At 74.3% G+C, this 25,784-nt stretch carries 23 protein-coding genes; 20 read left to right on the forward strand and 3 right to left on the reverse strand.

Features of this window, described 5'->3' with window-relative positions; translation table 11 throughout:
* Positions 1 to 192: 192 nt before the first annotated feature.
* Genes ML5_RS12030 through ML5_RS12040 form a run of 3 tightly spaced genes read left to right on the forward strand, consistent with a single transcriptional unit; the run spans position 193 to position 3,300 of the window.
* Positions 193 to 912, forward strand: a complete 720-nt coding sequence (locus tag ML5_RS12030; RefSeq protein ID WP_030271023.1) for an MBL fold metallo-hydrolase — start codon at positions 193 to 195, stop codon at positions 910 to 912.
* Between the two features lie 54 nt (positions 913 to 966).
* Positions 967 to 2,307: a histidine--tRNA ligase gene (hisS, locus tag ML5_RS12035; protein WP_013474877.1), complete on the forward strand. Its 1,341-nt coding sequence runs from the start codon at positions 967 to 969 to the stop codon at positions 2,305 to 2,307.
* Positions 2,308 to 2,358: 51 nt separating this feature from the next.
* Complete coding sequence (locus tag ML5_RS12040) at positions 2,359 to 3,300, forward strand: acyl-ACP desaturase (protein WP_013474878.1); 942 nt, start codon at positions 2,359 to 2,361, stop codon at positions 3,298 to 3,300.
* 113 nt (positions 3,301 to 3,413) lie between these two features.
* Here the strand turns inward: ML5_RS12040 and ML5_RS12045 are convergent, their stop codons facing one another.
* Positions 3,414 to 3,914: a PaaI family thioesterase gene (locus tag ML5_RS12045; protein WP_013285476.1), complete on the reverse strand. Its 501-nt coding sequence runs from the start codon at positions 3,912 to 3,914 to the stop codon at positions 3,414 to 3,416.
* Between the two features lie 56 nt (positions 3,915 to 3,970).
* Here ML5_RS12045 and ML5_RS12050 point away from each other — a divergent pair, with 56 nt between their 5' ends.
* Together ML5_RS12050 and ML5_RS12055 are read left to right on the forward strand one after the other, a co-directional pair.
* A complete protein-coding gene (locus ML5_RS12050) occupies positions 3,971 to 4,447 on the forward strand; it encodes a helix-turn-helix domain-containing protein (protein ID WP_013285477.1) in 477 nt (158 codons plus the stop codon).
* A gap of 202 nt (positions 4,448 to 4,649) precedes the next feature.
* Positions 4,650 to 5,699, forward strand: a complete 1,050-nt coding sequence (locus tag ML5_RS12055) for a S1 family peptidase (protein WP_013285478.1) — start codon at positions 4,650 to 4,652, stop codon at positions 5,697 to 5,699.
* A 59-nt stretch (positions 5,700 to 5,758) separates the two neighbouring features.
* Here ML5_RS12055 and ML5_RS12060 read toward each other — a convergent pair whose 3' ends face one another.
* On the reverse strand, positions 5,759 to 6,457 hold the full coding sequence (locus ML5_RS12060; RefSeq protein WP_083816938.1) for a DUF998 domain-containing protein: 699 nt from the start codon (positions 6,455 to 6,457) through the stop codon (positions 5,759 to 5,761).
* 151 nt (positions 6,458 to 6,608) lie between these two features.
* On the opposite strand from ML5_RS12060, the gene aspS reads away from it, so the two are divergent.
* The 4 genes from aspS (at position 6,609) to ML5_RS12080 (ending at position 11,319) form a co-directional block, all read left to right on the forward strand.
* Entirely contained in the window at positions 6,609 to 8,414 is a 1,806-nt protein-coding gene (aspS, locus tag ML5_RS12065) for an aspartate--tRNA ligase (RefSeq protein ID WP_013474880.1), read from the forward strand.
* Positions 8,415 to 8,478: 64 nt separating this feature from the next.
* The gene (locus tag ML5_RS12070; RefSeq protein WP_013474881.1) at positions 8,479 to 9,288 is read left to right on the forward strand and encodes a sugar nucleotide-binding protein; all 810 of its coding nucleotides are present in this window, start codon (positions 8,479 to 8,481) and stop codon (positions 9,286 to 9,288) included.
* A 61-nt stretch (positions 9,289 to 9,349) separates the two neighbouring features.
* Positions 9,350 to 9,973 carry a helix-turn-helix transcriptional regulator gene (locus ML5_RS12075; protein WP_013474882.1) on the forward strand — a complete coding sequence of 208 codons (624 nt, stop codon included), beginning with the start codon at positions 9,350 to 9,352 and terminating at the stop codon, positions 9,971 to 9,973.
* Positions 9,970 to 11,319, forward strand: coding sequence for an MFS transporter (locus ML5_RS12080; RefSeq protein ID WP_013474883.1), 1,350 nt, complete (start codon positions 9,970 to 9,972; stop codon positions 11,317 to 11,319). The genes ML5_RS12075 and ML5_RS12080 overlap by 4 nt, the downstream gene beginning before the upstream one ends.
* Before the next feature lie 87 nt (positions 11,320 to 11,406).
* Here the strand turns inward: ML5_RS12080 and ML5_RS12085 are convergent, their stop codons facing one another.
* A complete protein-coding gene (locus tag ML5_RS12085) occupies positions 11,407 to 12,147 on the reverse strand; it encodes a GNAT family N-acetyltransferase (protein WP_013474884.1) in 741 nt (246 codons plus the stop codon).
* Positions 12,148 to 12,279: 132 nt separating this feature from the next.
* Here ML5_RS12085 and ML5_RS12090 point away from each other — a divergent pair, with 132 nt between their 5' ends.
* The 11 genes from ML5_RS12090 to ML5_RS12140 all read left to right on the forward strand — a co-directional run bounded on the left by ML5_RS12090 (position 12,280) and on the right by ML5_RS12140 (position 25,696).
* The gene (locus ML5_RS12090) at positions 12,280 to 12,492 is read left to right on the forward strand and encodes a hypothetical protein (RefSeq protein WP_013285485.1); all 213 of its coding nucleotides are present in this window, start codon (positions 12,280 to 12,282) and stop codon (positions 12,490 to 12,492) included.
* A gap of 74 nt (positions 12,493 to 12,566) precedes the next feature.
* Entirely contained in the window at positions 12,567 to 14,057 is a 1,491-nt protein-coding gene (locus ML5_RS12095; protein WP_013474885.1) for a replication-associated recombination protein A, read from the forward strand.
* A gap of 2,957 nt (positions 14,058 to 17,014) precedes the next feature.
* A complete protein-coding gene (locus ML5_RS33245; protein WP_013285489.1) occupies positions 17,015 to 17,632 on the forward strand; it encodes a hypothetical protein in 618 nt (205 codons plus the stop codon).
* Positions 17,633 to 17,778: 146 nt separating this feature from the next.
* A complete protein-coding gene (locus tag ML5_RS12105; protein WP_013285490.1) occupies positions 17,779 to 18,240 on the forward strand; it encodes a DUF948 domain-containing protein in 462 nt (153 codons plus the stop codon).
* Between the two features lie 32 nt (positions 18,241 to 18,272).
* Positions 18,273 to 18,578 carry a hypothetical protein gene (locus ML5_RS12110; RefSeq protein WP_013285491.1) on the forward strand — a complete coding sequence of 102 codons (306 nt, stop codon included), beginning with the start codon at positions 18,273 to 18,275 and terminating at the stop codon, positions 18,576 to 18,578.
* Positions 18,575 to 21,256, forward strand: a complete 2,682-nt coding sequence (alaS, locus tag ML5_RS12115; RefSeq protein ID WP_013474888.1) for an alanine--tRNA ligase — start codon at positions 18,575 to 18,577, stop codon at positions 21,254 to 21,256. Before ML5_RS12110 ends, alaS begins: the two co-directional genes overlap by 4 nt.
* A gap of 127 nt (positions 21,257 to 21,383) precedes the next feature.
* Positions 21,384 to 21,845 (forward strand): Holliday junction resolvase RuvX, encoded by a 462-nt coding sequence (gene ruvX / locus ML5_RS12120; protein ID WP_013474890.1) that lies wholly within the window; start codon positions 21,384 to 21,386, stop codon positions 21,843 to 21,845.
* The gene (gene mltG / locus ML5_RS12125; protein ID WP_013285495.1) at positions 21,842 to 23,041 is read left to right on the forward strand and encodes an endolytic transglycosylase MltG; all 1,200 of its coding nucleotides are present in this window, start codon (positions 21,842 to 21,844) and stop codon (positions 23,039 to 23,041) included. Before ruvX ends, mltG begins: the two co-directional genes overlap by 4 nt.
* Positions 23,041 to 23,853: a shikimate dehydrogenase gene (locus ML5_RS12130; protein ID WP_013474891.1), complete on the forward strand. Its 813-nt coding sequence runs from the start codon at positions 23,041 to 23,043 to the stop codon at positions 23,851 to 23,853. The genes mltG and ML5_RS12130 overlap by 1 nt, the downstream gene beginning before the upstream one ends.
* Before the next feature lie 158 nt (positions 23,854 to 24,011).
* Positions 24,012 to 25,190 (forward strand): chorismate synthase, encoded by a 1,179-nt coding sequence (gene aroC, locus ML5_RS12135; RefSeq protein WP_013285497.1) that lies wholly within the window; start codon positions 24,012 to 24,014, stop codon positions 25,188 to 25,190.
* Positions 25,187 to 25,696: a shikimate kinase gene (locus ML5_RS12140; RefSeq protein ID WP_013474892.1), complete on the forward strand. Its 510-nt coding sequence runs from the start codon at positions 25,187 to 25,189 to the stop codon at positions 25,694 to 25,696. Before aroC ends, ML5_RS12140 begins: the two co-directional genes overlap by 4 nt.
* Positions 25,697 to 25,784 lie beyond the last annotated feature (88 nt).

Below are 25,784 nucleotides of genomic sequence, written 5' to 3' on the forward strand. Positions count from 1 at the left end.
CGTCCGCCGTTCCGATCGGGGTGCGCCACGCCACACGCCCGCCAGAGTGTACGGGTAGCGACTGTGAATGTGGTGTACGAGGTCCCGCCGTCTCAGCCCGGCCGGGGCGGACCGGGCCGGTGGCGGACGGAACTCGCCGGCCGCTACGACTAGGCTGCAGGCAGACGACGACCGGACGGAAAGGGGAGCGACGTGCTCGTGGCCGGCTTTCCCGCGGACGCCTTCGGCACCAACTGCTACGTGGTGGCGACCGGGCCGGGGGAGCAGTGCGTGGTGGTCGATCCCGGCATCGGGGTGCTCGACCGGCTCGACGCCGTGCTCGCCGAGCACCGCCTGCACCCGGCCGCCGTGCTGCTCACCCACGGCCATCTCGACCACACGTTCTCCGTCGCCCCGGTCTGCGGCGCGCGGGGCATCCCCGCCTACGTCCACCCGGACGACCGGGAGCTGCTGGCCGACCCGAGCAAGGCGCTGTCGATGGACCTGACCCAGCTGTTCGGCGGCCGGCTGCCGTACGCCGAGCCGGACGACGTGGCCGAGCTGACCGACGGCGCGACGCTGTCGCTGGCCGGGTTGGAGATCACCGTCGACCACGCCCCCGGCCATACCGGCGGGTCGGTGCTGTTCCGGTTGCCCGGCGCCGGCTCGCGCTGGGAGGCGGAGCAGATCTGCCTCTCCGGTGACGTGCTGTTCGCCGGCTCGATCGGCCGCACCGACCTGCCGGGCGGCAGCATGCCCCGGATGCTGTCCAGCCTGCGGGACAAGGTGCTCCCGCTGGCCGACGACACAGTCGTCCTGCCCGGCCACGGCCCCGCGACCACGATCGGCCGCGAGCGCGCGACCAACCCGTACCTCGTCGAGGTGGCGGGCACCGGCGGCGCGCGCCCGGCCGCGCCCACCCGCGGCCTCTGACCGCCGCGACCCACGACGTTCGCCCGCGCCCGGCGCGGGATCGAGGAGTACGCCATGAGCAAGCCCACGCCCATCTCCGGCTTCCCCGAGTGGACGCCGGCTCAGCGGATGATCGAGCAGTTCGTGCTCGACCGGATCCGCGCCACGTTCGAGCTGTACGGCTTCGCGCCGCTGGAGACCCGCTCGGTGGAGCCGCTGGATCAGTTACTGCGGAAGGGGGATACCGCAAAGGAGGTCTACCTGCTGCGCCGGTTGCAGGCCGACGCCGACGGCCCGGCCGGTGACGACGCGCTCGGCCTGCACTTCGACCTGACCGTGCCGTTCGCCCGCTACGTGCTGGAGAACGCCGGCAAGCTGCAGTTCCCGTTCCGCCGCTACCAGATCCAGAAGGTGTGGCGCGGTGAGCGTCCGCAGGAGGGCCGGTACCGGGAGTTCCTCCAGGCCGACATCGACATCGTCGACCGGGACACCCTGCCGGCCCACTACGAGGCGGAGATGCCGCTGGTCATCGGCGACGCGCTGCGGTCGCTGCCGATCCCGCCGGTGCGCATCCAGGTCAACAACCGCAAGATCTGCGAGGGGTTCTACCGGGGCATCGGGCTGACCGACGCGGAGGCGGCGCTGCGCGCCGTCGACAAGCTCGACAAGATCGGCCCGGCCGGGGTGACGGAGCTGCTGGCGAGCACTGCCGGGGCGAGTGAGGCGCAGGCCAAGGCCGTGCTGTCGCTGGCCGAGATCTCTGCGCCGGACGCCTCCTTCGCCGACGCGGTGCGCGGCCTCGGGGTGAGCGACCCGCTGCTGGACGAGGGCGTCGCGGAGCTGACGGCCGTGGTGGAGACCGCCGCTGCGCACGCGCCCGGCCTCTGCGTGGCCGACCTGCGCATCGCGCGGGGCCTGGACTACTACACGGGTACGGTCTACGAGACGCAGATGATCGGCTACGAGCGGTTCGGCTCGATCTGCTCCGGCGGCCGGTACGACAACCTGGCCAGCTCGGGCAACGTCCGGTTCCCGGGGGTGGGCATCTCGATCGGGGTGACCCGGCTGCTCGGTCTGCTGTTCGGCGCCGAGGCGCTGTCGGTGTCCCGCTCGGTGCCGACCTGCGTGCTGGTGGCGGTCACCGCCGAGGAGGACCGGGCGGCCAGCGACGCGGTCGCGGCGGCGCTGCGGTCGCGCGGTGTGCCCACCGAGGTGTCCCCGTCGGCGGCCAAGTTCGGCAAGCAGATCCGGTACGCCGAGCGGCGTGGCATCCCGTACGTCTGGTTCCCCGGCGCGGAGGGCGACGAGGTCAAGGACATTCGTTCCGGCGAGCAGGTGCCGGCCGCGGCGGGGGAGTGGACGCCGCCCCGGGCGGACTTGAAACCGCTGGTCGGCCCGGCCGGCACTGGCGCCTGACGACGTTTCGACCTACGGTGGCGTAAGTTACGCCACCGTAGGGAGAACGTCGTGACCGTGCTCAGCCAGACCGCTCTGCTCACCGAACTCGAGCCGGTGGTCGAGAAGAACCTCGACCGCCACCTGTCGCTGGCCAAGGAGTGGTTCCCGCACGAGTACGTGCCGTGGAGCGAGGGCCGCACCTTCGACGGTCCGCTGGGCGGCGAGGCCTGGTCGCCGGAGGACTCGACGCTGCCCGAGGTGGCGCGTACCGCGCTGATCGTCAACCTGCTCACCGAGGACAACCTGCCGTCGTACCACCACGAGATCGCCACCCTGTTCGGGCGCGACGGCGCGTGGGGCACCTGGGTGCACCGGTGGACCGCCGAGGAGGGGCGGCACGGCACGGCGATCCGCGACTACCTCACGGTGACCCGGGCGGTGGACCCGGTGGCGCTGGAGCGGGCCCGCATGGTGCACATGTCGGCGGGCTACCAGAACGTCCACGACCAGGAGATGCTGCACTCGCTGGCGTACGTGTCGTTCCAGGAGCTGGCGACCCGCATCTCGCACCGCAACACCGGCCGGGCCACCGGCGACCCGATGTGCGAGGCGCTGCTGGCCCGGGTGGCCGCGGACGAGAACCTGCACATGGTCTTCTACCGCAACCTGCTCGGCGCGGCGTTCGAGCTGGCGCCGTCGCAGGCGATGCGCGCCGTCGCCGACGTGCTCGCCAACTTCCAGATGCCGGGTGTCGGCATCGACGGCTTCGCCCGCAAGTCGGTGGCGATCGCGCTGGCCGGGATCTACGACCTGCGCCAGCACCGCGACGAGGTGGTGATGCCGGTGCTGCGCCAGTGGAACCTGTTCGACGTGACCGGCCTGAACGCCGACGGCGAGGCCGCCCGTGACCAGATCGCCGCCCACCTGGAGACCCTGGAGACCCAGGCGTCCCGCTTCGAGGACCGCCGAGCCGCCCGAGCCGCCCGCGTATCCGCGACGACCCAGGCCTGACCCCTCCTCTCCCTCCTCTCCCGCGCGATCTTGCACTTACGGCCCCCGCATTTGCCGCGAAACCGGCGCAGCGGGGGCCGCAACTGCAAGATCGCCGAGAACGAGCGGGGCGGTCAGGGGAGGGGGAAGATGAGGCAGGTCGAGGTGGCGTGGGCTACCAGGCGGCCGGCCGGGTCCGTCAGGCGGGCCTCGGCCAGGGCGGTACGGCGGCCTCGCTGGAGCACCGTGCCCTCACACCGCAGTGTGCCGGTGTCGACGGTGACCGGGCGCAGGAACTTCACGTTGAGGTCCAGCGACGTGTAGCCGACGCCGGCCGGCAGCGTGGTGTGCACGGCGCACGCCGCGGCGGTGTCCAGCAGCGTGGAGATGACGCCGCCGTGCACGGTGCCGAGCGGGTTGTAGTGGAACTCCTGCGGCAGCAGCTCGACCGCGACGCGCCCCTCCTCGGCCTCCATCCGGGACATGTCGACGAGGTGCATGATCGGCGGCGCGTCCAGCTCGCCGGCGATCATCGCCTGCATCAGCTCCAGGCCGCTGCGCCGGCCCAGGTGCGCGGCGCCGGCCGCCGGGTCGGACCAGGTGAACGTGCGGGTGCGCTCCTGCGTCTGCGTCATGGACTCAGCCTCGCAGAGCGTTGCTGAGTCTGTCAATCAGACCTAGCCTGGTCGGCATGAGACCCGCGGCACTGGACTGGTCGGTGGAGAACTGCACCATCGCGCGCGCCATGGAGATCCTCGGCGAGCGGTGGACCCTCGTCGTGCTCCGCGAGGTCTTCAACGGCGTACGCCGGTTCGACGACATGCGGGTGCGGACCGGCATTCCGCGCCAGGTGCTGACGAACCGGCTCGCCATGCTCGTCGAGCGCGGTGTGCTGCGCCGGGAGCCGTACCGCGAGCCGGGCAGCCGGCCGCGCCACGAGTACCGGCTCACCGAGATGGGCCTGGACCTGTGGCCCGTGCTCGTCGCGGTGCTCGGATGGGGTGACCGCTACCTGGCCGACCCGGAGGGCTCGCCGCTGAGCGTGGCGCACCGTGACTGCGGCGCCGAGGTCCGGGTCGCCTTGCGCTGCGGCGAGGGGCACGAGATCACCGGGGCGCGGGACGTGCTGCCCCGCCCGGGTCCGGGCGCCCGTCGCCGTACGCCCTGAACCGGCTCTGACAGATGATGTCGATGTTGTTGCTCCGGCGTTACATCGGGCGCGGGTGCGAATCCGGGCAAAGTCATGTCTTGCTTACGATCTTAAATATGTGAATACTTTGGGCACCCGGGCGGTTTCCCCAGGTCGCCCGGGTTGTCCTCGGGCGCGCCCCCATGACAGCGCCCGTTCACCCCCATTCGGAGGTTGTTACATGCGACCCACGAGGTCCACGCTCCGCCGCGCCGCCGCAGTCGCCGTCGCCGGCACCCTGGTCACCGGCTCGCTGCTCGGCGCACCCGCGCAGGCCGCCCCCACGGCCCTCTCGCCGGACGCCGCCGCCACCCTCGTCGAGAAGCTCGGTGCCCGCGCGGCCGGCACGTACGCCGACGCCAGCGGCAAGATGGTCGTCACGGTGACCGACACCGCGACCGCCCGCCAGGTGCGCGCCGCCGGTGCCATCCCGAAGATCGTGGCGCGCGGCGCGGACAAGCTCAACGCCGCCACCAGCGAGCTGGAGCGCTCCGCCAAGATCCCCGGCACCGCCTGGTGGACCGACCCGGCCACGAACCAGGTCGTCGTCTCCGTCGACAGCACCGTCACCGGCGCCAAGCTGGAGCGGGTCAAGGCCGCCGCCGCCCGTCACAACGGCGCGATCCGCATCGAGGCCGAGGCCGGCACGCTCAGCACCCGGATCTCCGGCGGCCAGGCCATCTACGCCGGCGGCGGGGGCCGTTGCTCGCTCGGGTTCAACGTCCGCAGCGGCTCGACCTACTACTTCCTCACCGCGGGTCACTGCACCAACATCTCGTCGAGCTGGTACAGCAACTCCGCGCAGACCAGCCTGCTCGGCACCCGGACCGGCACCAGCTTCCCGGGCAACGACTACGGCATCGTCCGGCACAACAACTCGGCCAACGCGGCCGGCAACGTGTCGCTCTACAACGGCAGCTTCCAGGACATCACCTCGGCCGGCAACGCGTACGTCGGCCAGTCCGTCCGCCGTTCCGGCAGCACCACCGGCCTGCGCAGCGGTAGCGTCACCGCCCTCAACGCGACCGTGAACTACGCCGAGGGCAGCGTCTCCGGCCTCATCCGCACCAACGTCTGCGCCGAGCCGGGCGACAGCGGCGGCTCGCTGTTCGCCGGCACCGTCGCGCTCGGTCTCACCTCCGGTGGTAGCGGCAACTGCCGCACCGGTGGCACCACCTACTTCCAGCCGGTCACCGAGGCCCTCAGCCGCTACGGCGTGAGCGTCTTCTGATCCACGCACTCCCACGAACGGGCCGCCGGGTGACCGGCGGCCCGTTCCGCGTACCCGTCTCAGGCGCCCGCCCCGAGGCGGCCCGGACCGACCGGCGGGCCGTCCGGCCGGGGCGGCTCCGACGGCCGGGCCGTCCAGTGCCGGTGGGCCCGCCGGGCGGACAGCACCGCGGCCAGCGGCCAGAGCGTCACCGCGAGCGCGGCCACCCGCTCGGCCAGCCCGGTCCGGGAGCCGCCCGTCACCTCGGCCACCGACCAGCCGAACAACGCTAGCAGCACCGCCGTGACGGCCAGCGCCACCGGCCGGCGGAACGCCCACGGCGGCCGGCCCGCCGGGGAGGCGGCCACCGCACGCGGCACCCTGCGGGGCAGGCGCAGCGCCGTGCCGGCCGGCCACAGCGCCAGCGCGAGCACCGCCACGGTGGCCACCACCCCGTGCGCCGGGGAGCCGCCCACCTGCGGCCGGGGGAACGCGATGAGCGCGACGGTGGCCACCCCGCCGACCGCGAGCAGGAAGCGGCTGGGCAGCCCGGCGGCGTGCAGCGCGGCGGCGGTGGCGCAGTAGCAGCAGCCGAGCAGCACGAGCGCGCCGCCCATCAGCCACGGATCGGTCGCGCCCTCGCCGGCCAGTTCGCTGATCGTGTCCCGCACCGGGTCGTACCCCGGCCCCTGGCGGGCGCCCGCCACCGTCCAGCCCGCCACCAGCAGCGCGGGCGCGGCGGCCGCGGTGGCCACGGCCCAGGTCGGTACGGCACGCACCCGGCCACGGTAGACCGCCGGACCCGGCCCGCACGGCGCTTTGGCCAAGCACCCGGGGCGGCCCGGCTCGACGGGTGCCGGGGAGCGGGCCCGCCCGTCCTGACAGAATGCGGGGGAGCAGTGAGTGGACCAGATTGAGGAGACGCCAGCCGTGATCCGTACCCACAATGCCGGAAGCCTGCGCGCCGCGGACGCCGGCTCGACGGTGACGCTCGCCGGGTGGGTGGCCCGCCGGCGCGACCACGGCGGTGTCATCTTCGTCGACCTGCGCGACGCCTCCGGCGTCGTGCAGGTGGTGTTCCGCGAGGAGGACGCGCACGCGCTGCGCAACGAGTTCTGCGTCAAGGTCACCGGCGAGGTGACCCGCCGCCCGGAGGGCAACGAGAACCCGGACCTGCCCACCGGCGAGGTCGAGGTGACCGCGTCCGAGCTGGAGGTGCTCTCCGAGGCCGCGCCGCTGCCGCTGCCGGTGGACGACCAGATCGAGGCCGGCGACGACATCCGGCTCAAGTACCGCTACCTGGACCTGCGCCGGGGCGGCCCGGCCAAGGCCATGCGGCTGCGCTCGCGGGCCAACCAGATCGCCCGCGGCGTGCTGCACGAGCGGGACTTCCTGGAGATCGAGACGCCGACGCTGACCCGCTCCACCCCGGAGGGCGCCCGCGACTTCCTGGTGCCGGTGCGGCTGCAGCCGGGCAGCTGGTACGCGCTGCCGCAGTCGCCGCAGCTGTTCAAGCAGCTGCTGATGGTCGGCGGCATGGAGCGGTACTACCAGATCGCCCGCTGCTACCGCGACGAGGACTTCCGCGCCGACCGGCAGCCGGAGTTCACCCAGCTCGACATCGAGATGTCGTTCGTCACCGAGGACGACGTGATCGACCTCGGCGAGGCGATCGTCTCGGCGCTGTGGAAGGACCTCGCCGGCTACGAGATCGCCCGGCCGATCCCGCGCATCACCTGGCACGACGCCATGTCCCGCTACGGCTCGGACAAGCCGGACCTGCGCTACGGCGTGGAGCTGACCGAGCTGACCGACTACCTGCGCGGCACCGAGTTCCGGGTGTTCGCCGGCGCGATCGACGCGGGCGGCTACGTCGGCGCGGTGGTCATGCCCGGCGGCGCCTCGCAGACCCGCAAGGAACTGGACGGCTGGCAGGACTGGGCCAAGGCGCGCGGCGCGCGCGGCCTGGCGTACGTGGTGCTGGACGCCGAGACCGGCGAGGCGCGCGGCCCGGTGGCGAAGAACCTGTCCGAGGCGCACCTGTCCGGCCTGGCCGACGCGGTCGGCGCGAAGCCCGGCGACGCGGTCTTCTTCGCCGCGAGCACGAACACCCGCGAGGCGCAGGAGCTGCTCGGTGCGGCCCGGATCGAGATCGCCAAGCGGGCGAACCTGATCGACGAGAGCGCCTGGGCGTTCTGCTGGGTCGTCGACGCGCCGATGTTCGAACGCACCGACGAGGGCGGCTGGACCGCCGTGCACCACCCGTTCACCTCGCCGAACGCCGAGTGGGTGGACCGGTTCGAGGAGGCACCGGACCGGGCGCTGGCATACGCGTACGACATCGTCTGCAACGGCAACGAGATCGGCGGCGGCTCGATCCGTATCCACCGCGGCGACGTGCAGCAGCGGGTGTTCGACCTGCTCGGCATCACCGCCGACGAGGCGCAGGACAAGTTCGGCTTCCTGCTGGAGGCGTTCAAGTACGGCGCCCCGCCGCACGGCGGCATCGCGTTCGGCTGGGACCGGGTCTGCATGCTGCTGGCCGGCGCGGACTCGATCCGCGAGGTCATCGCGTTCCCGAAGACCCGGGGCGGCTTCGACCCGCTGACCGGCGCGCCCACTCCGATCACCGGGCAGCAGCGCGCCGAGGCCGGCATCGACGCCAAGCCGAAGGCGCCGGCCGGCCCGCACGCCGGCACCGCCGGCCCGGCCGCGCCGGTGGCCGACCCCACCTGATCCTCGCCTCGTCGAAGGGCCCGCGTCATGATGACGCGGGCCTTTTCGATCTTCAGGGGGACTGATGCGTCTGCTCGTGGTGGGAGCCAGCGGGTTCCTCGGCGCCGAGGTGTGCCGGCAGGCGGTCGCCGCCGGGCACCGGGTGGCCGGCACGTACCACTCCGCCACCGTGGCGGTGCCCGGCGTCGCGCCGCACCGGCTCGATGTGACCGACCGCGCCGCCGTGCGCGAGCTGCTGACCCGGGTACGCCCCGACGCCGTCGTCGCCACCCCCTACCGGTACGACGACTGGGCGGTCACGGCGGACGGGGCGGCCCACATCGCGGTCGCCGCCGCCGAGGTGGGCGCCCGGCTGGTGCACCTGTCCAGCGACGCGCTGCACGCCGGGCGCCCGAAGCCGTACATGGACGAGGACGTGCCCACGCCGCTGCACCCGTACGGGGCGGCGAAGGCGGCGGCGGAGACGGCGGTGCGGGCGGTGGATCCGGGCGCGGTGCTGGTGCGGACGTCGCTGATCGTGGGGGAGGGCAGCAAGCAGATCCAGCTCTGCCGGGACGCGCTGGCCGGCCGGGCCACGCTGTTCACCGACGAGCTGCGCTGCCCGGTGCACGTCGCCGACCTCGCCGCCGCGGTGCTGGAACTGGTGCCGGGCGACTACGCCGGGCTGCTGAACGTGGCCGGGCCGGACGCGGTGAGCCGCGCCGAGATGGGGCTGCTGGTGGCCCGGCACGACGGGGTGGACGCGGGCGGGCTGCGGACGACCACCATCGCCGCCGCCGGACTGCACCGTCCGGGCGAGGTGGTGCTGGACTCCACCCGTGCCGCGGGGCTGCTGCGGACCCGGCTGCGCGGGATCACCGAGCTGTACGGCTAGTTGCACAGATTCTTTGCAAGCACCTTGTGCATGGAAAGTGTGCACAGATATTGTGCATCTCATGGAGGAGAAGAAGCGGCCCGAGGAACGCGCCGTACGCATCGACCACCGCCAGGTCCGCGCGCTGGCCCAGCCGCTGCGCATGCGGCTGATCGGGGCGCTGCGCGTGGCAGGCCCGTCCACCGCCACCGCCCTGGCCGAGATGCTCGGCACCAACAGCGGCGCGACCAGCTACCACCTGCGCCAGCTCGCCGAGGTCGGTCTCGTGGTCGAGGACCCCAACCTCGGCACCGGCCGGCAGCGCTACTGGCGGGCCGCGCACGACGTCACCAACTGGGAGTCGAGCGACTTCGACGACGACCCCGACTCGCGGGCCGCGATCGAGTGGCTGGAGGCCGACTACGTCCGCTTCTTCGCCGGGCACGCCGAACGGTGGTTCGCCCAGCGGCACCAGTGGGGACCGGCCTGGCGCGACGCGTTCGGCATGGGCGACTTCTTCATGCGGATCCCGGTCTCCCGGCTCGAAGCGATCAAGGAGGAGGTCTTCGCGCTCTTCGAGCGGCACCGCGACGAGACCGACCCCGACGATCCCGACGCCGAGACGGTCCAGCTCTACCTCGCCGCCCTCCCGATGGACGCGGCGTTCCCGCGGCCCGCCCCGCCGTCCACCGAGGAGAAGCCGTGACCGCGCTGTCCGTACGCCAGATCCGGTTCCGCTACCTCACGCTGTACGGCCTGCGCTGGCTGCCCAGCGGCCTGCTCATGCCGGTGATGATCCTGCTGATGCAGGAACGCGGGCTCACGCTGTCGCAGATCGGCCTGGTCGCCACCGCGCAGGGCCTCGTCGTGCTGGCGCTGGAGCTGCCCACCGGCGGCTTCGCCGACGCGCTCGGCCGCAAGCCGGTGCTGGTCGTCGCCTGGGTGCTCGGCCTGGGCTCGCTGGCGCTGATGGCGGTCGCCGACTCGTTCTGGATGTTCTTCCTGGTCTGGGCGTTGCAGGGCGTCTACCGGGCGCTCGACAGCGGCCCGATGGAATCCTGGTACGTCGACGCCACGCTCGCCGTCGACCCGAAGGCCGAATACGAGCGCGGCCTCGGCTGGGCCGGCACCGTGATCGGTGTCGCGATCGGCGCGGGCGCGCTGCTCAGCGGCGGCCTGGTCGCGCTCGGCCCGGTCGGCCCGGTCAGCGCGCTGGCCCTGCCGGTGATCGTCGCCGCCGTGCTCCAGGCCGTCTCCATCGTGGCGCTGCTGGCGCTGATGGCGGAGCGGCGGCCCGCGTCCGGCCCGGCCGCGCTGCGCGCCTCGGTGGTCGACGCGCCCCGGATGGTCGGGCAGGCCGTCGGGCTGCTGCGCCGCAACCGGGTGCTGGCGGCCCTGGTCGCCGTCGAGCTGTTCTGGGGCTTCGGCATGGTCACCTTCGAGTCGCTGCTCCCGGTACGCCTCGCCGACGTGCTCGGTGACCCGGACCGCGCGGCGGCGCTGCTCGGCCCCGCCGGCACGGCGGCCTGGCTCGCGAACGCCGCCGGTGCCGCGCTCACCCCGTTCCTGCTGCGCCGCCTCGGCGCGGCCCCGGCCGCCGCGCTGATGCGCATCCTGCAGGGCGTGACGGTGGTCGGCATGGGCCTGCTGGCCGGCCCGGTCGGTGTGCTCATCGCGTACCTGGCCTGCTACGCCGTGCACGGCGCGTCGAACCCGCTGCACATGGGACTGCTGCACCGGCAGGTCGACGGCCCGTACCGGACCAGCGTGCTCTCGCTGAACTCGATGGCCGCCCAGCCGGCCGGCGCGCTCGGCGCGGTGACGCTGACCGCGCTGGCCGACGCCACGAGCGTCAGTATCGCCATGGTCGTCGGCGCGGTGATGCTCGCCGTGGCCGCGCCGCTCTACCTGCCGGCCTGGCGGGCCGCCCGCCGTACCCCGCAGGACGTCACCGTCGAACCGGAGTCGACGGTAGGCGGCCCCGGCCACGCCGGCCCGCCCCTCGACGCGGCCCCCGCGGTGGCCGCGACCGCTCCCTCCGGCCGCGACTGAGCCGACCGGCCGGGTGGAACGTCATGGGTGTCTCGGACGTCGTTCGACACCCATGGCGTTCCACCCACGCGGTCGGGGCGTCGCGCGTCAGGCGAGCTCGACGGAGGTGCGGCGTTCGGCGGCGGTGAAGCCGAGCCGGCGGTACAGCCGGATCGCGCCCACGTTGTCCGGGTAGACGCCCAGCGCCACGGCGTCGTACCTGCCGAACAGGGCGCACGTCATCCCGGCGGTCAGCGCCGCACCCAGCCCTCGGCCGCGATGCCCCGGTGCGACAGTCAGCCCGGCCAGGAAGCCGATGTCGCCGCGGCTGCGATCGGCGCCGCAGGCGAGCAGGCGGTCACCGTCGCGGATGCCGTACCAGTCGACGATGCCCGGCTCGCCCGGCCGCGACGTGGTGGCCGGGAACGCCTCCTCGATCAGCGCGGCCAGGGCGGGGTGGTCGGCCTCGGTGAGGCGTACCACCCGCTCCTGCTCCGGCTGGTGCGGCGGCGGGCCGGTGGCCCAGAGGAGGTCCCACTCGGTCAGCCGGGCCACCGGCAGCCGCGCGGCCACCTCGTCCGGATCGGCGTGGGACAGGTTGACCGACTGGCCGGCCCGCAGCGTCCCGTCCGCCCGCTGGGCGGCGAACACGTCGAGCGCCGGGCCGGGGGCGCCGACCGCCCCGCCGGCCGACCAGCCACCCGGTGGCAGCAGCCATCCGACCGCGCCGTCGTGCCGCCATCCCCGTACGGCCACGCCGCGCCGGAGCGCGTGCCGGGCGTACGGGTGGTGGCCGGCCGCGGCGAGCAGCCCCTCCCGTTCGGTCAGCGACTCGTCGACCGTGATCATTCCGCCAGCGTACGAGCATCCCCGCTGGTACCGAAGGCCGAGGCACCGCCTGTTCCACGGTGGAGATTGACGAACAGACCGATTGGGTACATCCGTCGCCGACCTGCTGGGAACCCCCACCGGAGGAACGACATGCTCGCCATTCTCGCGGCCATCGTGTTCGGCTTCGCGCTGCTGCTCGACTTCATGAACACCGACCTCGGCGCGCCCGATCTGTTCAGCACCACGACGCTCATGCTCATCGGCTTCCTGCTGCTCTCGCTCTACCTGGCCGGGGTCGGCTCCGGCCCGCGCGGCGGCGGTGGCGGCCGGTGGTACCGGGGCCGGCGGCCCGGTCGCGGCTGACCGGAAAAGACCACCCGGGTCGGGGCGGCGGCGCGATTCCGGCGTCGTCGGCCCGGCCCGGTACTGTCTTCGTGATGGAATCGGACGCCCTCTTCACCCTCGGCGAGCCGGCCGGCGCACCCGCGGGCGCGGGCGGCGCCGACGGCTTCACCGACACCCGGGCGGACTCGCCCCTGCCGGTGCGGATGCGGCCGGCCGGCATCGACGAGCTGGTCGGGCAGGAGCACCTGCTCGCGCCGGGGGCGCCGCTGCGCCAGCTGGTCGAGGGCGCGGCGCCGATGTCGGTGATCCTCTGGGGGCCGCCGGGCAGCGGCAAGACCACCATCGCGCACCTCGTGGCCCGGGCCACCGACCGGCGGTTCGTGGCGATGTCCGCGCTCACCGCGGGCGTCAAGGACGTCCGCGCCGTGATCGAGACCGCCCGCCGGCAGCGCCGGTCCGGCGGCCCGCCGACGGTGCTGTTCATCGACGAGGTGCACCGGTTCAGCAAGACCCAGCAGGATTCGCTTCTCGCCGCGGTCGAGGACCGCACTGTCACGCTGCTCGCGGCGACCACCGAGAACCCGTACTTCTCGGTCATCTCGCCCCTGCTGTCGCGCTGCGTGCTGCTCACCCTCCAGGCCCTCGACGACGACGACGTACGCGGCCTGCTGCGCCGCGCGGTGGCCGACGAACGCGGGCTCGGCGGCTCGCTGGTCCTGGCCGAGGAGGCGGAGGACCACCTGGTCCGGCTCGCCGGGGGCGACGTGCGCAAGGCGCTCACCGCGCTGGAGGCGGCGGCTGCCACCGCGACCGCGCTCGGCACCGGCCGGATCGACCTCGCAGTGGCCGAACAGGCGGTCGACGTGGCGGCGGTGCGATACGACCGCGACGGCGACGCCCACTACGACGTGACGAGCGCGTTCATCAAGAGCATGCGCGGCTCGGACGTGGACGCGGCACTGCACTGGCTGGCCCGGATGGTGGTGGCCGGGGAGGACGCCCGGTTCATCGCCCGCCGGCTGGTGATCTTCGCGAGTGAGGACGTCGGCATGGCCGATCCCACCGCGCTGACCATTGCCACCGCCGCCGCCCACGCGGTCGAGTACGTGGGCCTGCCGGAGGCACAGCTCAACCTGGCCCAGGCGGTCATCCACCTGGCCACCGCGCCGAAGTCGAACTCGGCCACGACAGCGATCGGCGCCGCCGTCGCCGACGTACGCGCGGGTCGTGGCGGCGCGGTGCCGCGCGGGCTGCGCGACGCCCACTACTCCGGCGCGCGGGGCCTCGGCCACGGCGCCGGCTACCGCTACCCGCACGACGACCACCGGGGGGTGGTCACCCAGCAGTACGCTCCGGACGACCTCGTCGGAACCGACTACTACCAGCCCAGCGGGCACGGCGCGGAGCGGGCGGTGGCCACCCGGCTGCCGCTGCTGCGCCGGATCGTGCGCGGGCTGCCGGCTCCGGCGACCCGGGCGGAGGCCGGCGCCCCGGCCGCCGCGAACGGGGCCCGGGTGGGGGGCGGCGAGCAGTCCAGCGGGGCGAGTGAGGGCGGCAGCGACGCCGCCGAGGGGGGTCAGTAGTGATGGCGCGTGGTCCGGAGCGGCCGGCGGACGGCCCCGACGAGCGGCGCGACCCGCGCGGCAAGGGCCGCCGGTGGGGACGCGGCCGGGCCGAGCCCGAGCTGGACCCGACTGTCGTCGGCGAGGAACTCGGCTGGATCGACGACCTGCGCACCGCCAAGCAGCAGGGCGGCGAACTCGGACCGGACGGGGGCGTGCCCGCGCCGCGGCCCGACGCCGATCCGTCCTGGCCGGACGGCGAGCCGCCCCGGCCACCCCGCCCGGCCGCCGCACCGGGGCCGGGCCCCGGCATGCCACCCGGCGGCCGACAGGCTCCGCGGCCCCCGGCACCGGGCTCCCCGCCGCCCTCGACCGGTCAGCCGGTTCCGCCACCCTCGCCCGCCGGCCGGCCCGGTACTCCGCCGGCCGGCGCGCCCCAGACTCCCGGCCGGGCCGTTCCGCCCCCGGCTGCCGCACCGCAGACTCCCGGCCGGGCCGTTCCGCCGCCGCCCGCCGCGCCGCACACGCCCGGCCGGCCCCATCCGGGCGGGCCCGCTCCGGTCGGCCGAACCGACCCGACGCTGCCGCCCGTGACCGGCCGTCCGGGCCCGGCTGCGCCCCCGGCCGCCGGCCGTCCCGGGGGACCGGTCACCGGACGACCCGGTACCGACCTGCCCCCGGCCCCCGGTCGACCGGGCATGGACACGCCTCCGCCGCCGGGACGGTCCGGCGTGGACACCGCCCCGCCGTCCGGCCGGCCCGGCGTGGACACCGCCCCGCCGTCCGGCCGGCCCGGCGTGGACATGCCCCCGGCCCCCGGGCGCCCGCCCGCCGACACGCCGCCGGGGGTCCGCCCGCCGGTCGTGGACGCGCCCTCCGGCGGTGGCCGTCCCGGCCCGGAGACGCCGCCCGGTGGTGGCCGGCCCGGTCCGCGTCCGCCGGTCATGCGCCGCCCCGACACGCCCGGTCCGGCCGCGCCGCCGGTGCGCCCCGGCGGTCCCGAGACCGGTGCCCCGCGCCGGCCCGGTGACGGCCCCTGGCCGGGCGGCCGCGAAGCCGGTGCCCCGCGCCGCCCCGTCGACGGTCCGTGGCCCGGCGTGCCCGAGGCGCCCCGTCCGGCCGACGCGCCGTACCGCCGCCGCGTGGACGGACCCACCGGCCAGCAGCCGCCCGTCGCCGGCACCCGCGTCCCGCCCGCTGCGCCGCCGCCCGGCCGGGCACCCGCCGCCCCGGGCCGCCCGCCCGCCGACGGCGACAGCCGCGTACCGCCGACGCCCCGCGGCCGGCACGGAGCCGGGCCCGAGGCCCCGCACCAGGCCGATCCGACGATCCCGCCGCCGTCCGGCGGCCGCCGGGCCCGGCCGGACGACACCGCCGGCATCCAGCCGGTCTCCGGTGGTGCCCGCCGGGCGCGCGCCGAGGACGCCGACGCCGTCCAGCCCGTTCCGGGGGGACGCCGAGCGCGCCCCGATGACGTGGCACCCGGCACCCAGCCGGTCTCGGGGGCGGGCCGCCGGGCCCGTACCGACGACGTTCCGCCCGGTACCCGGCCGGTCTCCGGTGCAGGCCGCCGGGCCCGTGCCGACGACGTTCCGCCCGGTACCCGGCCGGTCTCCGGTGCAGGCCGTCGCGCCGCGCCGGAAGGCGTCGTACCCGGCGGGCCGGCCGGACGAGCCGTTCCGGACGCCGCCCCGGTCTCCGGTGGCGGGCGACGCGCCCGGCACGACGAGCCCACCGGCGGCCACCACGTGCCCGCCCCTGGCGGCGGATCCGCAGCCGTGCCCGCTCCGGGCACCGGCCGGCGGGCCGCCCCGGACCGCTCCCCGGTCGTACCGCGCAGCGGAAACGCGCCGGACCTGCCGGGCGCGCCCGTCTCCGGCAGCCCGGCGACCGGCCCGACCCCGCCCGCCGGCCGCCGCGGCGCGCCCGCCGGCCGCGGTGCCGCGCCCGACGGCCGCCGGACCGCGCCCGACGAGCCGGGCGGTACCGGCGTCGGCGCCGAGACACCCGGTCGCCGGGCCGCCCGTGACGACGCCGGTGAGCCGCGGCCGCAACGGCCCGACCGGCCCGCCGACTGGCTGCGGCAGGCGGGTCGCACGCCACACACCGACCCCGCCATGCCGGTCACCCGCCGCCCGGCCGGCCCTCCGGCCGACCAGCCGTCCGGCCGTTCCGAAGCGCCCGCCGGCCGGGCCGGCGTCGCCGTCCCGCCGGTGCGTCCCGAGCCGGGTACGCCGTCCCGGCGGCCCGGACCGCCCGGCCCCGATGTGCCGGCGCGCGCCGAACCGGCGATCCGCCCCGACCAGCCCGGCCCGGTCGTGCCCCCGGCCCGGCCTCAGCCGTCCGACCCGTCGCCCGGTAGGCCCGGCCCGGCCCGCGGCGCGGCCCGCCCCGGTGTCGCGCCCACTCCCGGCCCGCGCGGCGACGTCGAGCGCACGGGTGGGATCCCGGCGGGCGGTGGCCGTCCCGGTGGTGCCCCCGCGGGTCCGGCCGGTCCCGGTCCGCGTGGTGACGTCGATCGCACGGGGGGGATTCCGGCCGGTGCCGGCCGCCCCGGAGCCGGTCCGGCTGGACCCGGTGGCGACGGACGTGGGGTGGCGCGCCCCGACGACACCCGGCCCGGTGCCGGGCCTCGTCCGCCGGTGGCCCCCGGTGCCAGAGGGCCGGCAGGCGACGGCCCGGTGCCGCCCGGTGCCCCGGTGACCGCCCGCGCGGCAGCCGGCGTGGCCCGCCCGGTCGCGCCGGACGAGCGGACCACCGGACGGGCGACGCCACCCGGAGCGGAGCCGGACCGGACCGGACCGGGCAACGCGGCGACACCGGCGGCGGCCCGGGCGGCTGTGGTCGTACCCCCGGGGGAGCCCGCGGGACCACGGCCCGCTGCGGGCGGCGCGCCGCGGCCCGGCGGTCCCGGACCGGACGACAGCGGCGCGGAGGCCGGTGGTCTGCGCGGCGCCCGGTCGGAGCTGCGCCGGCAGATGCGCGAACGCAGCCGGCTGCGGCTGGGCATCCTCGCCCTGGTCAGCCTCGTGCTGCTCGGTGCGGTGCCGCTCTACTTCGGGATGCGTACGCTCAGCCGCGACCCGGTCTTCGACACCCTCGACGCGCTCGCCGTGCCCGCCTGGGCACAGAGCAACACGGTCGACAACGTCAGCGGCAGCCGCTGGTGCCTCCAGGACTGCCGCCTGCGTGAACGCTCCGTCGAGTCGGAGCAGGGGTGGAAGGAGACCGTCGCGGTCTACGAGGAGGCGCTGGCCGGGGACGGGTGGCGGCGCTGGAAGGTCGACCGTTGCCCGGACGAGAAGGTCCCTGGCAGCTACACCTGCTGGCGCCGGGACGAACTCACGCTCGACCTGTGGGTGCGCGACCGCACCTGCACGCCCCCGCCGGTGGACGGGGCGCCCGCGCCGACCGCGCCGCCCGCGCCCGCAGCGGCGGAGTGCACCGGCTCGTTGGTGTCGGTGAAGGTGCGCAACGCGATCGACGACGAGCGCACCGGACCGACGCCGACCACCGATCCGTCACTCACCGGTGAGGATCCGTACCCGACCCTGACCGACGACCCGCTGGGCGAGGCGACCCCCTCACCGTCGTGAGCCGACTTTCATCACGGACGGTAGGGTCTGGGGCTGGCACGCCCGTCCGTGCCCGGTGACCGGGTCGGCGTGGCGCGAAGTGGGTAGGTACGGTCGCGCGTTCCGGGGCGTCGGGTTCCGGGACACTGCTTGAGGAGGACTTTCGCGTGAGTGGTGGAGAGATCGCTGCGCTGATCGCGGCCGGCGCGTTCCTGATGCTGGTGCTCGTGCTCGCGGTGCCGATCCTGCGGCTGCGGCACACCGTGGACGCGACGACCCGCATGATCACCGACGTGAACGAGCGCACCGCGCCGCTGCTGGGCGACGTGAACACCACTGTGAAGAACGTCAACGTGGCGCTGGAGCAGGTGCAGACCTCGCTGGACGGGGTGAACCTCCAGCTCGCCAAGGTGGACACCATGACCAGCCACGCGCAGAACGTCACCGCGAACGTGGCGAACCTGGCCACCGTGGTCTCCGCCGCCGCCGCGAACCCGCTGGTCAAGGTGGCCGCGTTCGGGTACGGCGTGCGCCGGGCCGCCTCCGCCCGCCGGCACGCCGAGACCGAGCGCGAGGTGCGCGACACGATCAAGCAGCAGCGTCGCGCCGCCAAGCGCGGCAACCGCTGACCCCGGCCGGCGTACGCGGGAAGGATGAGAACATGAGGCGGTTGTTCTGGCTGGGCATCGGGCTGGCCGTGGGCGTCCTGGTGGTGCGCAAGGCCACCCGGACGGCGCAGGCGTACACCCCGGCCGGCATCGCCAGCGGGCTGTCCGAGTCCGCCGGTGGTCTGGTCGAGTCGCTCCGGGCGTTCGTGGACGACGTCCGGGTCGGCATGGCCGAGCGTGAGCAGGAGATCCACGAGGCCTTCGCCCGCGGCGAGGTGTACGACGACCAGTTCGCCGAGCTGCGGGAGGACCCGCGTATCGGTGACCGAGAGATTTTCCCGGAGGACCACCAGCGATGAAGACGGCGGAGATCAAGCGGCGGTTCCTCGCCCACTTCGAGGCGAACGGGCACACCGTGGTTCCGTCCGCTCCGCTGCCCGCCATCAGCGACCCGAACCTGCTGTTCATCAACGCGGGCATGGTGCAGTTCGTGCCCTACTTCCTGGGCCAGCAGACCCCGCCGTACGCGCGGGCGACGAGCGTGCAGAAGTGCATCCGGACGCCGGACATCGACGAGGTCGGCAAGACCAGCCGGCACGGCACGTTCTTCCAGATGAACGGCAACTTCTCCTTCGGTGACTACTTCAAGTCCGGGGCGATCCCGCTCGCCTGGGACCTGGCCACGAAGCCGGTCGAGGCGGGCGGCTTCGGGCTGGACCCGGAGCGGATCTGGGCCACTGTCTACCTGGACGACGACGAGGCGTACGACATCTGGCGGGCCACCGGCGTGCCGGCCGAGCGGATCGTGCGCCGCGGCAAGGCCGACAACTTCTGGTCGATGGGCATCCCCGGCCCGTGCGGCCCGTGCTCCGAGCTGTACTACGACCGCGGCCCGGCCTACGGCCGCGAGGGCGGCCCGGAGGTCGACGAGGACCGCTACCTGGAGTTCTGGAACCTCGTCTTCATGCAGTTCGAGCGCGGTCCGGGCGTCGGCAAGGAGGACTTCCCGATCCTCGGTGACCTGCCGGCGAAGAACATCGACACCGGCATGGGCCTGGAGCGGATGGCCTCGCTGCTGCAGGGCGTGGACAACCTCTACGAGATCGACGAGGTCAAGCCGATCCTCGACAGGGCCGCCGAGCTGACCGGCAAGCGCTACGGCGTGCACTCCGGTCACGCGGCCAACGAGTCGCACCCGGACGACGTACGGCTGCGGGTGATCGCCGACCACGTGCGTACCTCGCTGATGCTCATCGGCGACGGGGTGACCCCGTCGAACGAGGGCCGGGGCTACGTGCTGCGGCGGATCATGCGCCGGGCGATCCGGGCGGTGCGGCTGCTGGGCTACCAGGACCGGGCGCTGCCGGAGCTGCTGCCGGTGGCCCGCGACTGCATGGCGCCGTCGTACCCGGAGCTGGCCGAGGACTTCGGCCGGATCTCCCAGTACGCGTACGCCGAGGAGGACGCGTTCCTGGCCACGCTGCGCGCCGGCACCACGATCCTGGACACCGCCATCGCCGAGACCAAGTCGGCCGGCAAGGCGGCGCTCTCCGGTGACAAGGCGTTCCAGCTGCACGACACGTACGGCTTCCCGATCGACCTGACCCTGGAGATCGCCGCCGAGCAGGGGTTGCAGGTCGACGCGGAGGGCTTCCGCCGGCTGATGGCCGACCAGCGCAGCCGGGCCAAGGCCGACGCGCAGGCGCGCAAGACCGGGCACACCGACGTGTCGGCGTACCGGTCGGTGCTCGACGGCGGCGGTCCGGTGGAGTTCACCGGCTACACCGAGCTGAGCCGGGAGTCCCGGGTACGCGCGCTGCTGTCCGGCGGCGCCGCGGTCTCGGCGGCGGTCGAGGGTGACACGATCGAGCTGGTGCTCGACACCACCCCGTTCTACGCCGAGGGTGGTGGCCAGCAGCCCGACCAGGGGCTCATCACTGTGGGCGGCGGCCAGGTCGAGGTCTTCGACGTGCAGCAGCCGGTGCCCGGCCTGATCGTGCACCGGGCCAAGGTGGTGCGCGGCGAGGTGCGTTCCGGGGAGACCGGGTACGCCGAGATCGACGTGTCCCGCCGCCGGGCGATCTCCCGCTCGCACACCGCCACGCACCTGGTGCACCAGACGATGCGCAACTTCCTCGGTGAGTCGGCGACCCAGGCGGGTTCGCTGAACGCGCCGGGCCGGCTGCGGTTCGACTTCAACACCCCGACGGGTGTGGCGCCGAGCGTGCTGCACGACGTCGAGCAGCAGGTCAACGAGGTGCTGCTGGCCGACCTGGAGGTGCACGCGTTCGTCACCAGCCAGGAGGAGGCCCGGCGGATCGGGGCGATGGCCCTGTTCGGCGAGAAGTACGGCGAGCGGGTCCGGGTCGTCGAGGTCGGTGACTACGCCCGCGAGCTGTGCGGCGGCACGCACGTGGCCCGCTCCGCCCAGCTCGGCCTGGTGAAGATCCTCTCCGAGGCGTCGGTGGGTTCCGGGGTACGCCGGATCGAGGCGCTCGTCGGCATGGACGCGTTCGGCTTCCTGGCCCGTGAGCACCTGCTGGTGTCCCGGCTGGCCGAGCTGTTCCGGGTGCCGGGGGAGCAGGTCGCCGACCGGGTGGAGCAGACGGTCACCCAGCTGCGCGACGCGGAGAAGGAGCTGGAGAAGCTGCGCGCCCAGCTCGTGCTCGGCGGGGCCGGCGCCCTGGCGGCGCAGGCGAAGGACGTGCGCGGCGTCGCGTACGTCGGCACCGAGGCGCCGGAGGGCGCGGCGGCGAACGACGTGCGGACCCTCGCCCAGGAGATCCGGGGCCGGATCGACGCGGCCCGCCCGGCTGTGGTCGCGGTGGCCGCCCGGGCCAACGGCAAGGCGTCGCTCGTGGTGGCCGTCAACCAGGCCGCCCGGGGGCGGAACCTGAGCGCGAAGGACCTGGTCAAGGCGGCGTTCTCCGGCCGGGGCGGCGGTAGCGACGACCTGGCCCAGGGCGGCGGCCTGCCCGCGACGGAGGCGCCGAACCTGCTGGTCACCGTCGAGCGGGCGGTCGCCGGCACGGCATGAGCGAACGCACCGAGCGGAGCGAGGGCCGTGAGGGCATGCCCGGCCGGCACGGCATGAGTGCACGGATGTACGCCAGGGCGGACCACCCGGTCCGCCCTGGCCCGTACCGGCGGGGAGGTGTCCGCCCGTGAGTGAGCTGTCCCGTGGCGTCCGGCTGGGTGTCGACGTCGGCCAGGTCCGGGTGGGGGTGGCGCGCTGTGATCCGCACGGCATCCTCGCCACGCCCCTGGTGACGCTGGCCCGTGATCTGACCGCGGAACCGGACGCGGTGCCCGCCGACATGGCCGAGCTGGTCCGGCTCGCCGCTGAGCACGAGGCGGTGGGGATCGTGGTCGGGCTGCCGGTCAATCTCGCCGGGAAGCACGGCCCCGCGGCGCTGAACGTATCAGCATATGCCAGCCGATTGGCTGATGTAATGAGGCCGATTCCGGTGACGCTGACGGACGAGAGGATGTCTACCGTCGTCGCGAGTCGTAGGCTGGCCGAACGGGGCGTCCGGGGAAAGCGCCAACGAGCGGTGGTCGACCAGGCCGCCGCGGTGGAGATTCTGCAGAGCTGGCTGGACGCACAGCGGAGGCGGACGCAATGATCGACGATCTTGATCTGGGGTTCGACGAGCCGGACAGGGGGGAGAAGGGCCGGCACCGGCGCGGCGCGGTGCGCCGTCGCCAGGGCAAGTCCGGCGGCGGCCGGGGCAAGACCCTTCTCGCACTCGCTCTCGCGCTGGTCCTGCTGGGCGGCATCGGCGGCGGCGCGTTCTACGGCTTCGACCGGGTCCAGAACTACTTCGTCACACCCGACTACGACGGCTCCGGCACCGGCGAGGTGACCGTCGAGATCAAGCAGGGCGCGCTGATCGCCGACATGGCCGACGCGCTCGTCGCGGCCGACGTGGTGAAGAGCACCAAGGCGTTCATCGAGGCCGCCGAGGAGAACTCGCGCAGCAAGAACATCCAGCCCGGCACGTACAAGATGCGCAAGCAGATGAGCGGTGACGCGGCGGTCGTGGCCCTGCTGGACCTCAAGAACAAGATCGTCAACGGGATCACCATTCCCGAGGGCCTCACCGCCAAGACGGTCTACAAGCGGCTGTCCGAGAAGACCGACATCCCGGTCAAGGACTTCGAGGCCGCGGCGAAGGATCCGGAGGCGCTCGGCGTACCGGACTGGTGGTTCAAGCGTTCCGACGGCAAGAAGGTCAACCCGTCGATCGAGGGCTTCCTGTTCCCGGACACCTACGAGATCCCACCGAAGGCCACCGCCGAGACGGTGCTCAAGCTGATGGTGGACAACTTCCTCACCGTCACCTCCGGCATGCAGTACGCGGAGAAGGTGCAGAAAGATCGCGGCGGCATCACCCCGTACGAGGCGCTGATCGTCGCCTCGCTCGCGCAGGCCGAGGCCGGCAACAAGGCCGACCTGGGCAAGGTCGCCCGGGTGGCCTACAACCGGGTCTACGGCGAGTTCCCCTGCAACTGCCTGGAGATGGACGTCACGGTCAACTACTACCTGGAGCTGACCGGGCAGAAGACCAAGGCGTCCAAGGACATGACCGCCGCCGAGCTGGACAACCCGAAGAACCCGTACAACCGCAAGCTGCGCGGGCTGGTCCCCTCGCCGATCAACAACCCCGGCAAGGAGGCGCTGGAAGGCGCGCTGAGCCCGCCGGACGGCAAGTGGCTCTACTTCGTGGCGATCAGCAGGGACGGCCGGTCCGCGTTCGCCGAGACCTACGCCGAGCAGAAGCGTAACGAGCAGAAGGCCAGGGAGGCCGGGATCATCTGATGGCCGATCCTCGCCGCGCCGCGGTGGTCGGCAAGCCGATCGCCCACTCGATCTCCCCGGTGATCCACGCCGCCGGGTACGCGGCGGCCGGACTGACCGGCTGGTCGTACACCCGGATCGAAGCCGGCGCCGACGAGCTGCCCGGCCTGGTCGCGGGCCTCGGCCCGGAGTGGGCCGGCCTGTCCGTGACCATGCCGGGCAAGGAAGCGGCACTCGCCCTGGCCGACGAGGTCTCGCCGGTCGCCGCCGCGGTCGGCGCCGCCAACACGCTGGTACGCCGACAAGACGGCACCTGGTACGCGGACAACACCGACGTCACCGGCATGGTCGAGGTGCTCACCGGCGCCGGCTGCGTGGCCGGGGCGGTCGTCACCGTGCTCGGCGCGGGTGGCACCGCCCGGGCCGCGATCGCGGCGGCGGCCCGGATCGGGGCGGCCGAGGTGACAGTGGTGGCACGCCGGCCCGAGGCGGTCGACGAGCTGCGCCCGGTCGCGGCGGCGGCCGGGGTGCCGCTCGCTGGCGCCGAGTGGGACGGCGCACCCTCCCACGCCCGCGCCGACCTGGTGATCTCCACAGTGCCCAAGGGCGTCGCCGACCCCCTGGCTGACAACTTCGACTGGCGGCCGGAGTCGGTCTTCTTCGACGTGGTCTACGACCCGTGGCCCACGCCGCTCGCGGCGGCGGCGCTCGCCGCCGGGTGCCGGGTGGTCTCCGGGCTGGACCTGCTGCTGGCCCAGGCGTTCGGCCAGTTCGAGCACTTCACCGGCGTCACCGCCCCACGCGCCGCGATGCGCGCCGCGCTGCCGGTGTAAGGAAGGGCCCCTTCTTAACGCCTCCGGTAGAGGAAGGGTCCCCTGTTAACACCTCACCCGTCGGGCGGCGGACCAGCGTACGGAGGTGGCCTGTCCGGTTGGCGGGACGCGGCGGGCGGCGTACGCCGGTGACCACCGGGCGTGACAGACTGACCGTCGTGTTGCGCTGGCTGACTGCAGGTGAATCGCATGGACCCGCCCTCGTCGCGATGCTGGAGGGCGTACCCGCCGGCATCGAGGTGACCACCGGGGAGATCTCCGGCGAGCTGGCCCGGCGCCGGCTCGGCTACGGCCGGGGTGCCCGGATGTCGTTCGAGCAGGACGAGGTCGAGATCATCGGCGGGCTCCGGCACGGGGTGACGCTCGGCAGCCCGGTGGCGATCCGGGTCGGCAACTCCGAGTGGCCCAAGTGGCGCACAGTGATGGCCGCCGACCCGGTCGACCCGGAGGAACTGGCGAGCCAGGCCCGCAACGCGCCGCTGACCCGTCCCCGCCCGGGTCACGCCGACCTGGCCGGCATGCAGAAGTACGGGCACACCGACGCCCGGCCGATCTTGGAGCGCGCCAGCGCCCGGGAGACCGCCGCCCGGGTCGCGGTGGGCACCGTCGCCAAGGCGCTCGTACGCCAGGCGCTCGGCGTCGAGATCGTCTCCCACGTGGTCGAGCTGGGCCCGGTGGCGGTCAAGCCGGGGCTGCGCCCCACGCCGGAGGACGCCGCGCGCATCGACGCCGACCCGCTGCGCTGCCTCGACGCCGAGGCAAGCGCCCGGATGGTCGCCGAGGTCGACGCCGCGAAGAAGGCCGCCGACACGCTCGGCGGCGTCGTCGAGGTGCTCGCGTACGGGGTGCCGCCGGGCCTGGGCAGCCACGTGCAGTGGGACCGCAAGCTCGACGCGCGCCTCGCGACCGCGCTCATGTCGATCCAGGCGATCAAGGGCGTGGAAATCGGCGACGGCTGGCAGCAGGCCCGCTCGCGCGGTTCGGAGGCGCACGACGAGATCGTGCCCACCGCCACCGGGGTGCGGCGGATCACCGACCGGGCCGGTGGCCTGGAGGGCGGCATCACCACGGGTGAGCCGCTGCGGGTGAAGGCGGCGATGAAGCCGATCTCGTCGCTGAACCGGGCGCTCGCCACCATCGACGTGACCACGGGTGAGCCGGCCACCGCGATCAACCAGCGTTCCGACGTGTGCGCGGTCCCGGCCGCTGCGGTGGTGGCCGAGGCGATGGTCGCGCTGGTCCTGGCCGAGGCGGCGGTGGAGAAGTTCGGCGGCGACTCGATTGCCGAGATGCGCCGCAACCTCAACGGTTACCTCGACAGCCTGGTGATCAAATGAGCACCCGGCCGGTCTGCGTGCTGGTCGGGGCGCCCGGCTCCGGCAAGACCACTGTCGGCACGGCGCTCGCCGAGGCGCTCGGCGTCGACTTCCGGGACACCGACGCCGACATCGAGAACCTCGCCGGCAAGCCCATCCCGGAGATCTTCGTGGACGAGGGCGAGGAGCACTTCCGTACCCTCGAACGGGCCGCCGTGGCGGCGGCGCTCGCGTCGCACGCGGGCGTGCTCGCGGTCGGCGGCGGCGCGGTCCTGGCCGAGGAGAACCGGGCCGCGCTGATCGGCCACACGGTGGTGCACCTGTCGGTGGAGCTGCCCGACGCGGTCAAGCGGGTCGGTCTGGGCGCCGGGCGGCCGCTGCTCGCGCTGAACCCGCGCGCCACGCTCAAGCACCTGATGGACCAGCGCCGCCCGCTCTACGCCGAGGTGGCGACCGCGACTGTGGTCACCGACGGCCGTACCCCGCAGGAGCTGGCCGAGGAGATCGCCGCCCTGCTCAAACCCTGACAACGCCCCGCCCCCCCGCCGTGTCCGGCTCCCTCGGTGGAACGCCGTGGGTGTCTCGCGGGCGTTGTGACACCCGTGGCGTTCCAGT

This window comes from Micromonospora sp. L5 (assembly GCF_000177655.2).
GTDB classification, from domain to species: Bacteria; Actinomycetota; Actinomycetes; order Mycobacteriales; family Micromonosporaceae; genus Micromonospora; species Micromonospora aurantiaca.

Coding starts and splice junctions, on each gene's coding strand:
- hisS (WP_013474877.1), top strand. CDS start 967: ATGAGCAAGCCCACGCCCATCTCCGGCTTCCCCGAGTGGACGCCGGCT.
- ML5_RS12045 (WP_013285476.1), bottom strand. CDS start 3,914: ATGACGCAGACGCAGGAGCGCACCCGCACGTTCACCTGGTCCGACCCG.
- ML5_RS12050 (WP_013285477.1), top strand. CDS start 3,971: ATGAGACCCGCGGCACTGGACTGGTCGGTGGAGAACTGCACCATCGCG.
- ML5_RS12055 (WP_013285478.1), top strand. CDS start 4,650: ATGCGACCCACGAGGTCCACGCTCCGCCGCGCCGCCGCAGTCGCCGTC.
- ML5_RS12070 (WP_013474881.1), top strand. CDS start 8,479: ATGCGTCTGCTCGTGGTGGGAGCCAGCGGGTTCCTCGGCGCCGAGGTG.
- ML5_RS12075 (WP_013474882.1), top strand. CDS start 9,350: ATGGAGGAGAAGAAGCGGCCCGAGGAACGCGCCGTACGCATCGACCAC.
- ML5_RS12085 (WP_013474884.1), bottom strand. CDS start 12,147: ATGATCACGGTCGACGAGTCGCTGACCGAACGGGAGGGGCTGCTCGCC.
- ML5_RS12090 (WP_013285485.1), top strand. CDS start 12,280: ATGCTCGCCATTCTCGCGGCCATCGTGTTCGGCTTCGCGCTGCTGCTC.
- ML5_RS12095 (WP_013474885.1), top strand. CDS start 12,567: ATGGAATCGGACGCCCTCTTCACCCTCGGCGAGCCGGCCGGCGCACCC.
- ML5_RS33245 (WP_013285489.1), top strand. CDS start 17,015: ATGCGCGAACGCAGCCGGCTGCGGCTGGGCATCCTCGCCCTGGTCAGC.
- ML5_RS12110 (WP_013285491.1), top strand. CDS start 18,273: ATGAGGCGGTTGTTCTGGCTGGGCATCGGGCTGGCCGTGGGCGTCCTG.
- alaS (WP_013474888.1), top strand. CDS start 18,575: ATGAAGACGGCGGAGATCAAGCGGCGGTTCCTCGCCCACTTCGAGGCG.
- mltG (WP_013285495.1), top strand. CDS start 21,842: ATGATCGACGATCTTGATCTGGGGTTCGACGAGCCGGACAGGGGGGAG.
- ML5_RS12130 (WP_013474891.1), top strand. CDS start 23,041: ATGGCCGATCCTCGCCGCGCCGCGGTGGTCGGCAAGCCGATCGCCCAC.
- ML5_RS12140 (WP_013474892.1), top strand. CDS start 25,187: ATGAGCACCCGGCCGGTCTGCGTGCTGGTCGGGGCGCCCGGCTCCGGC.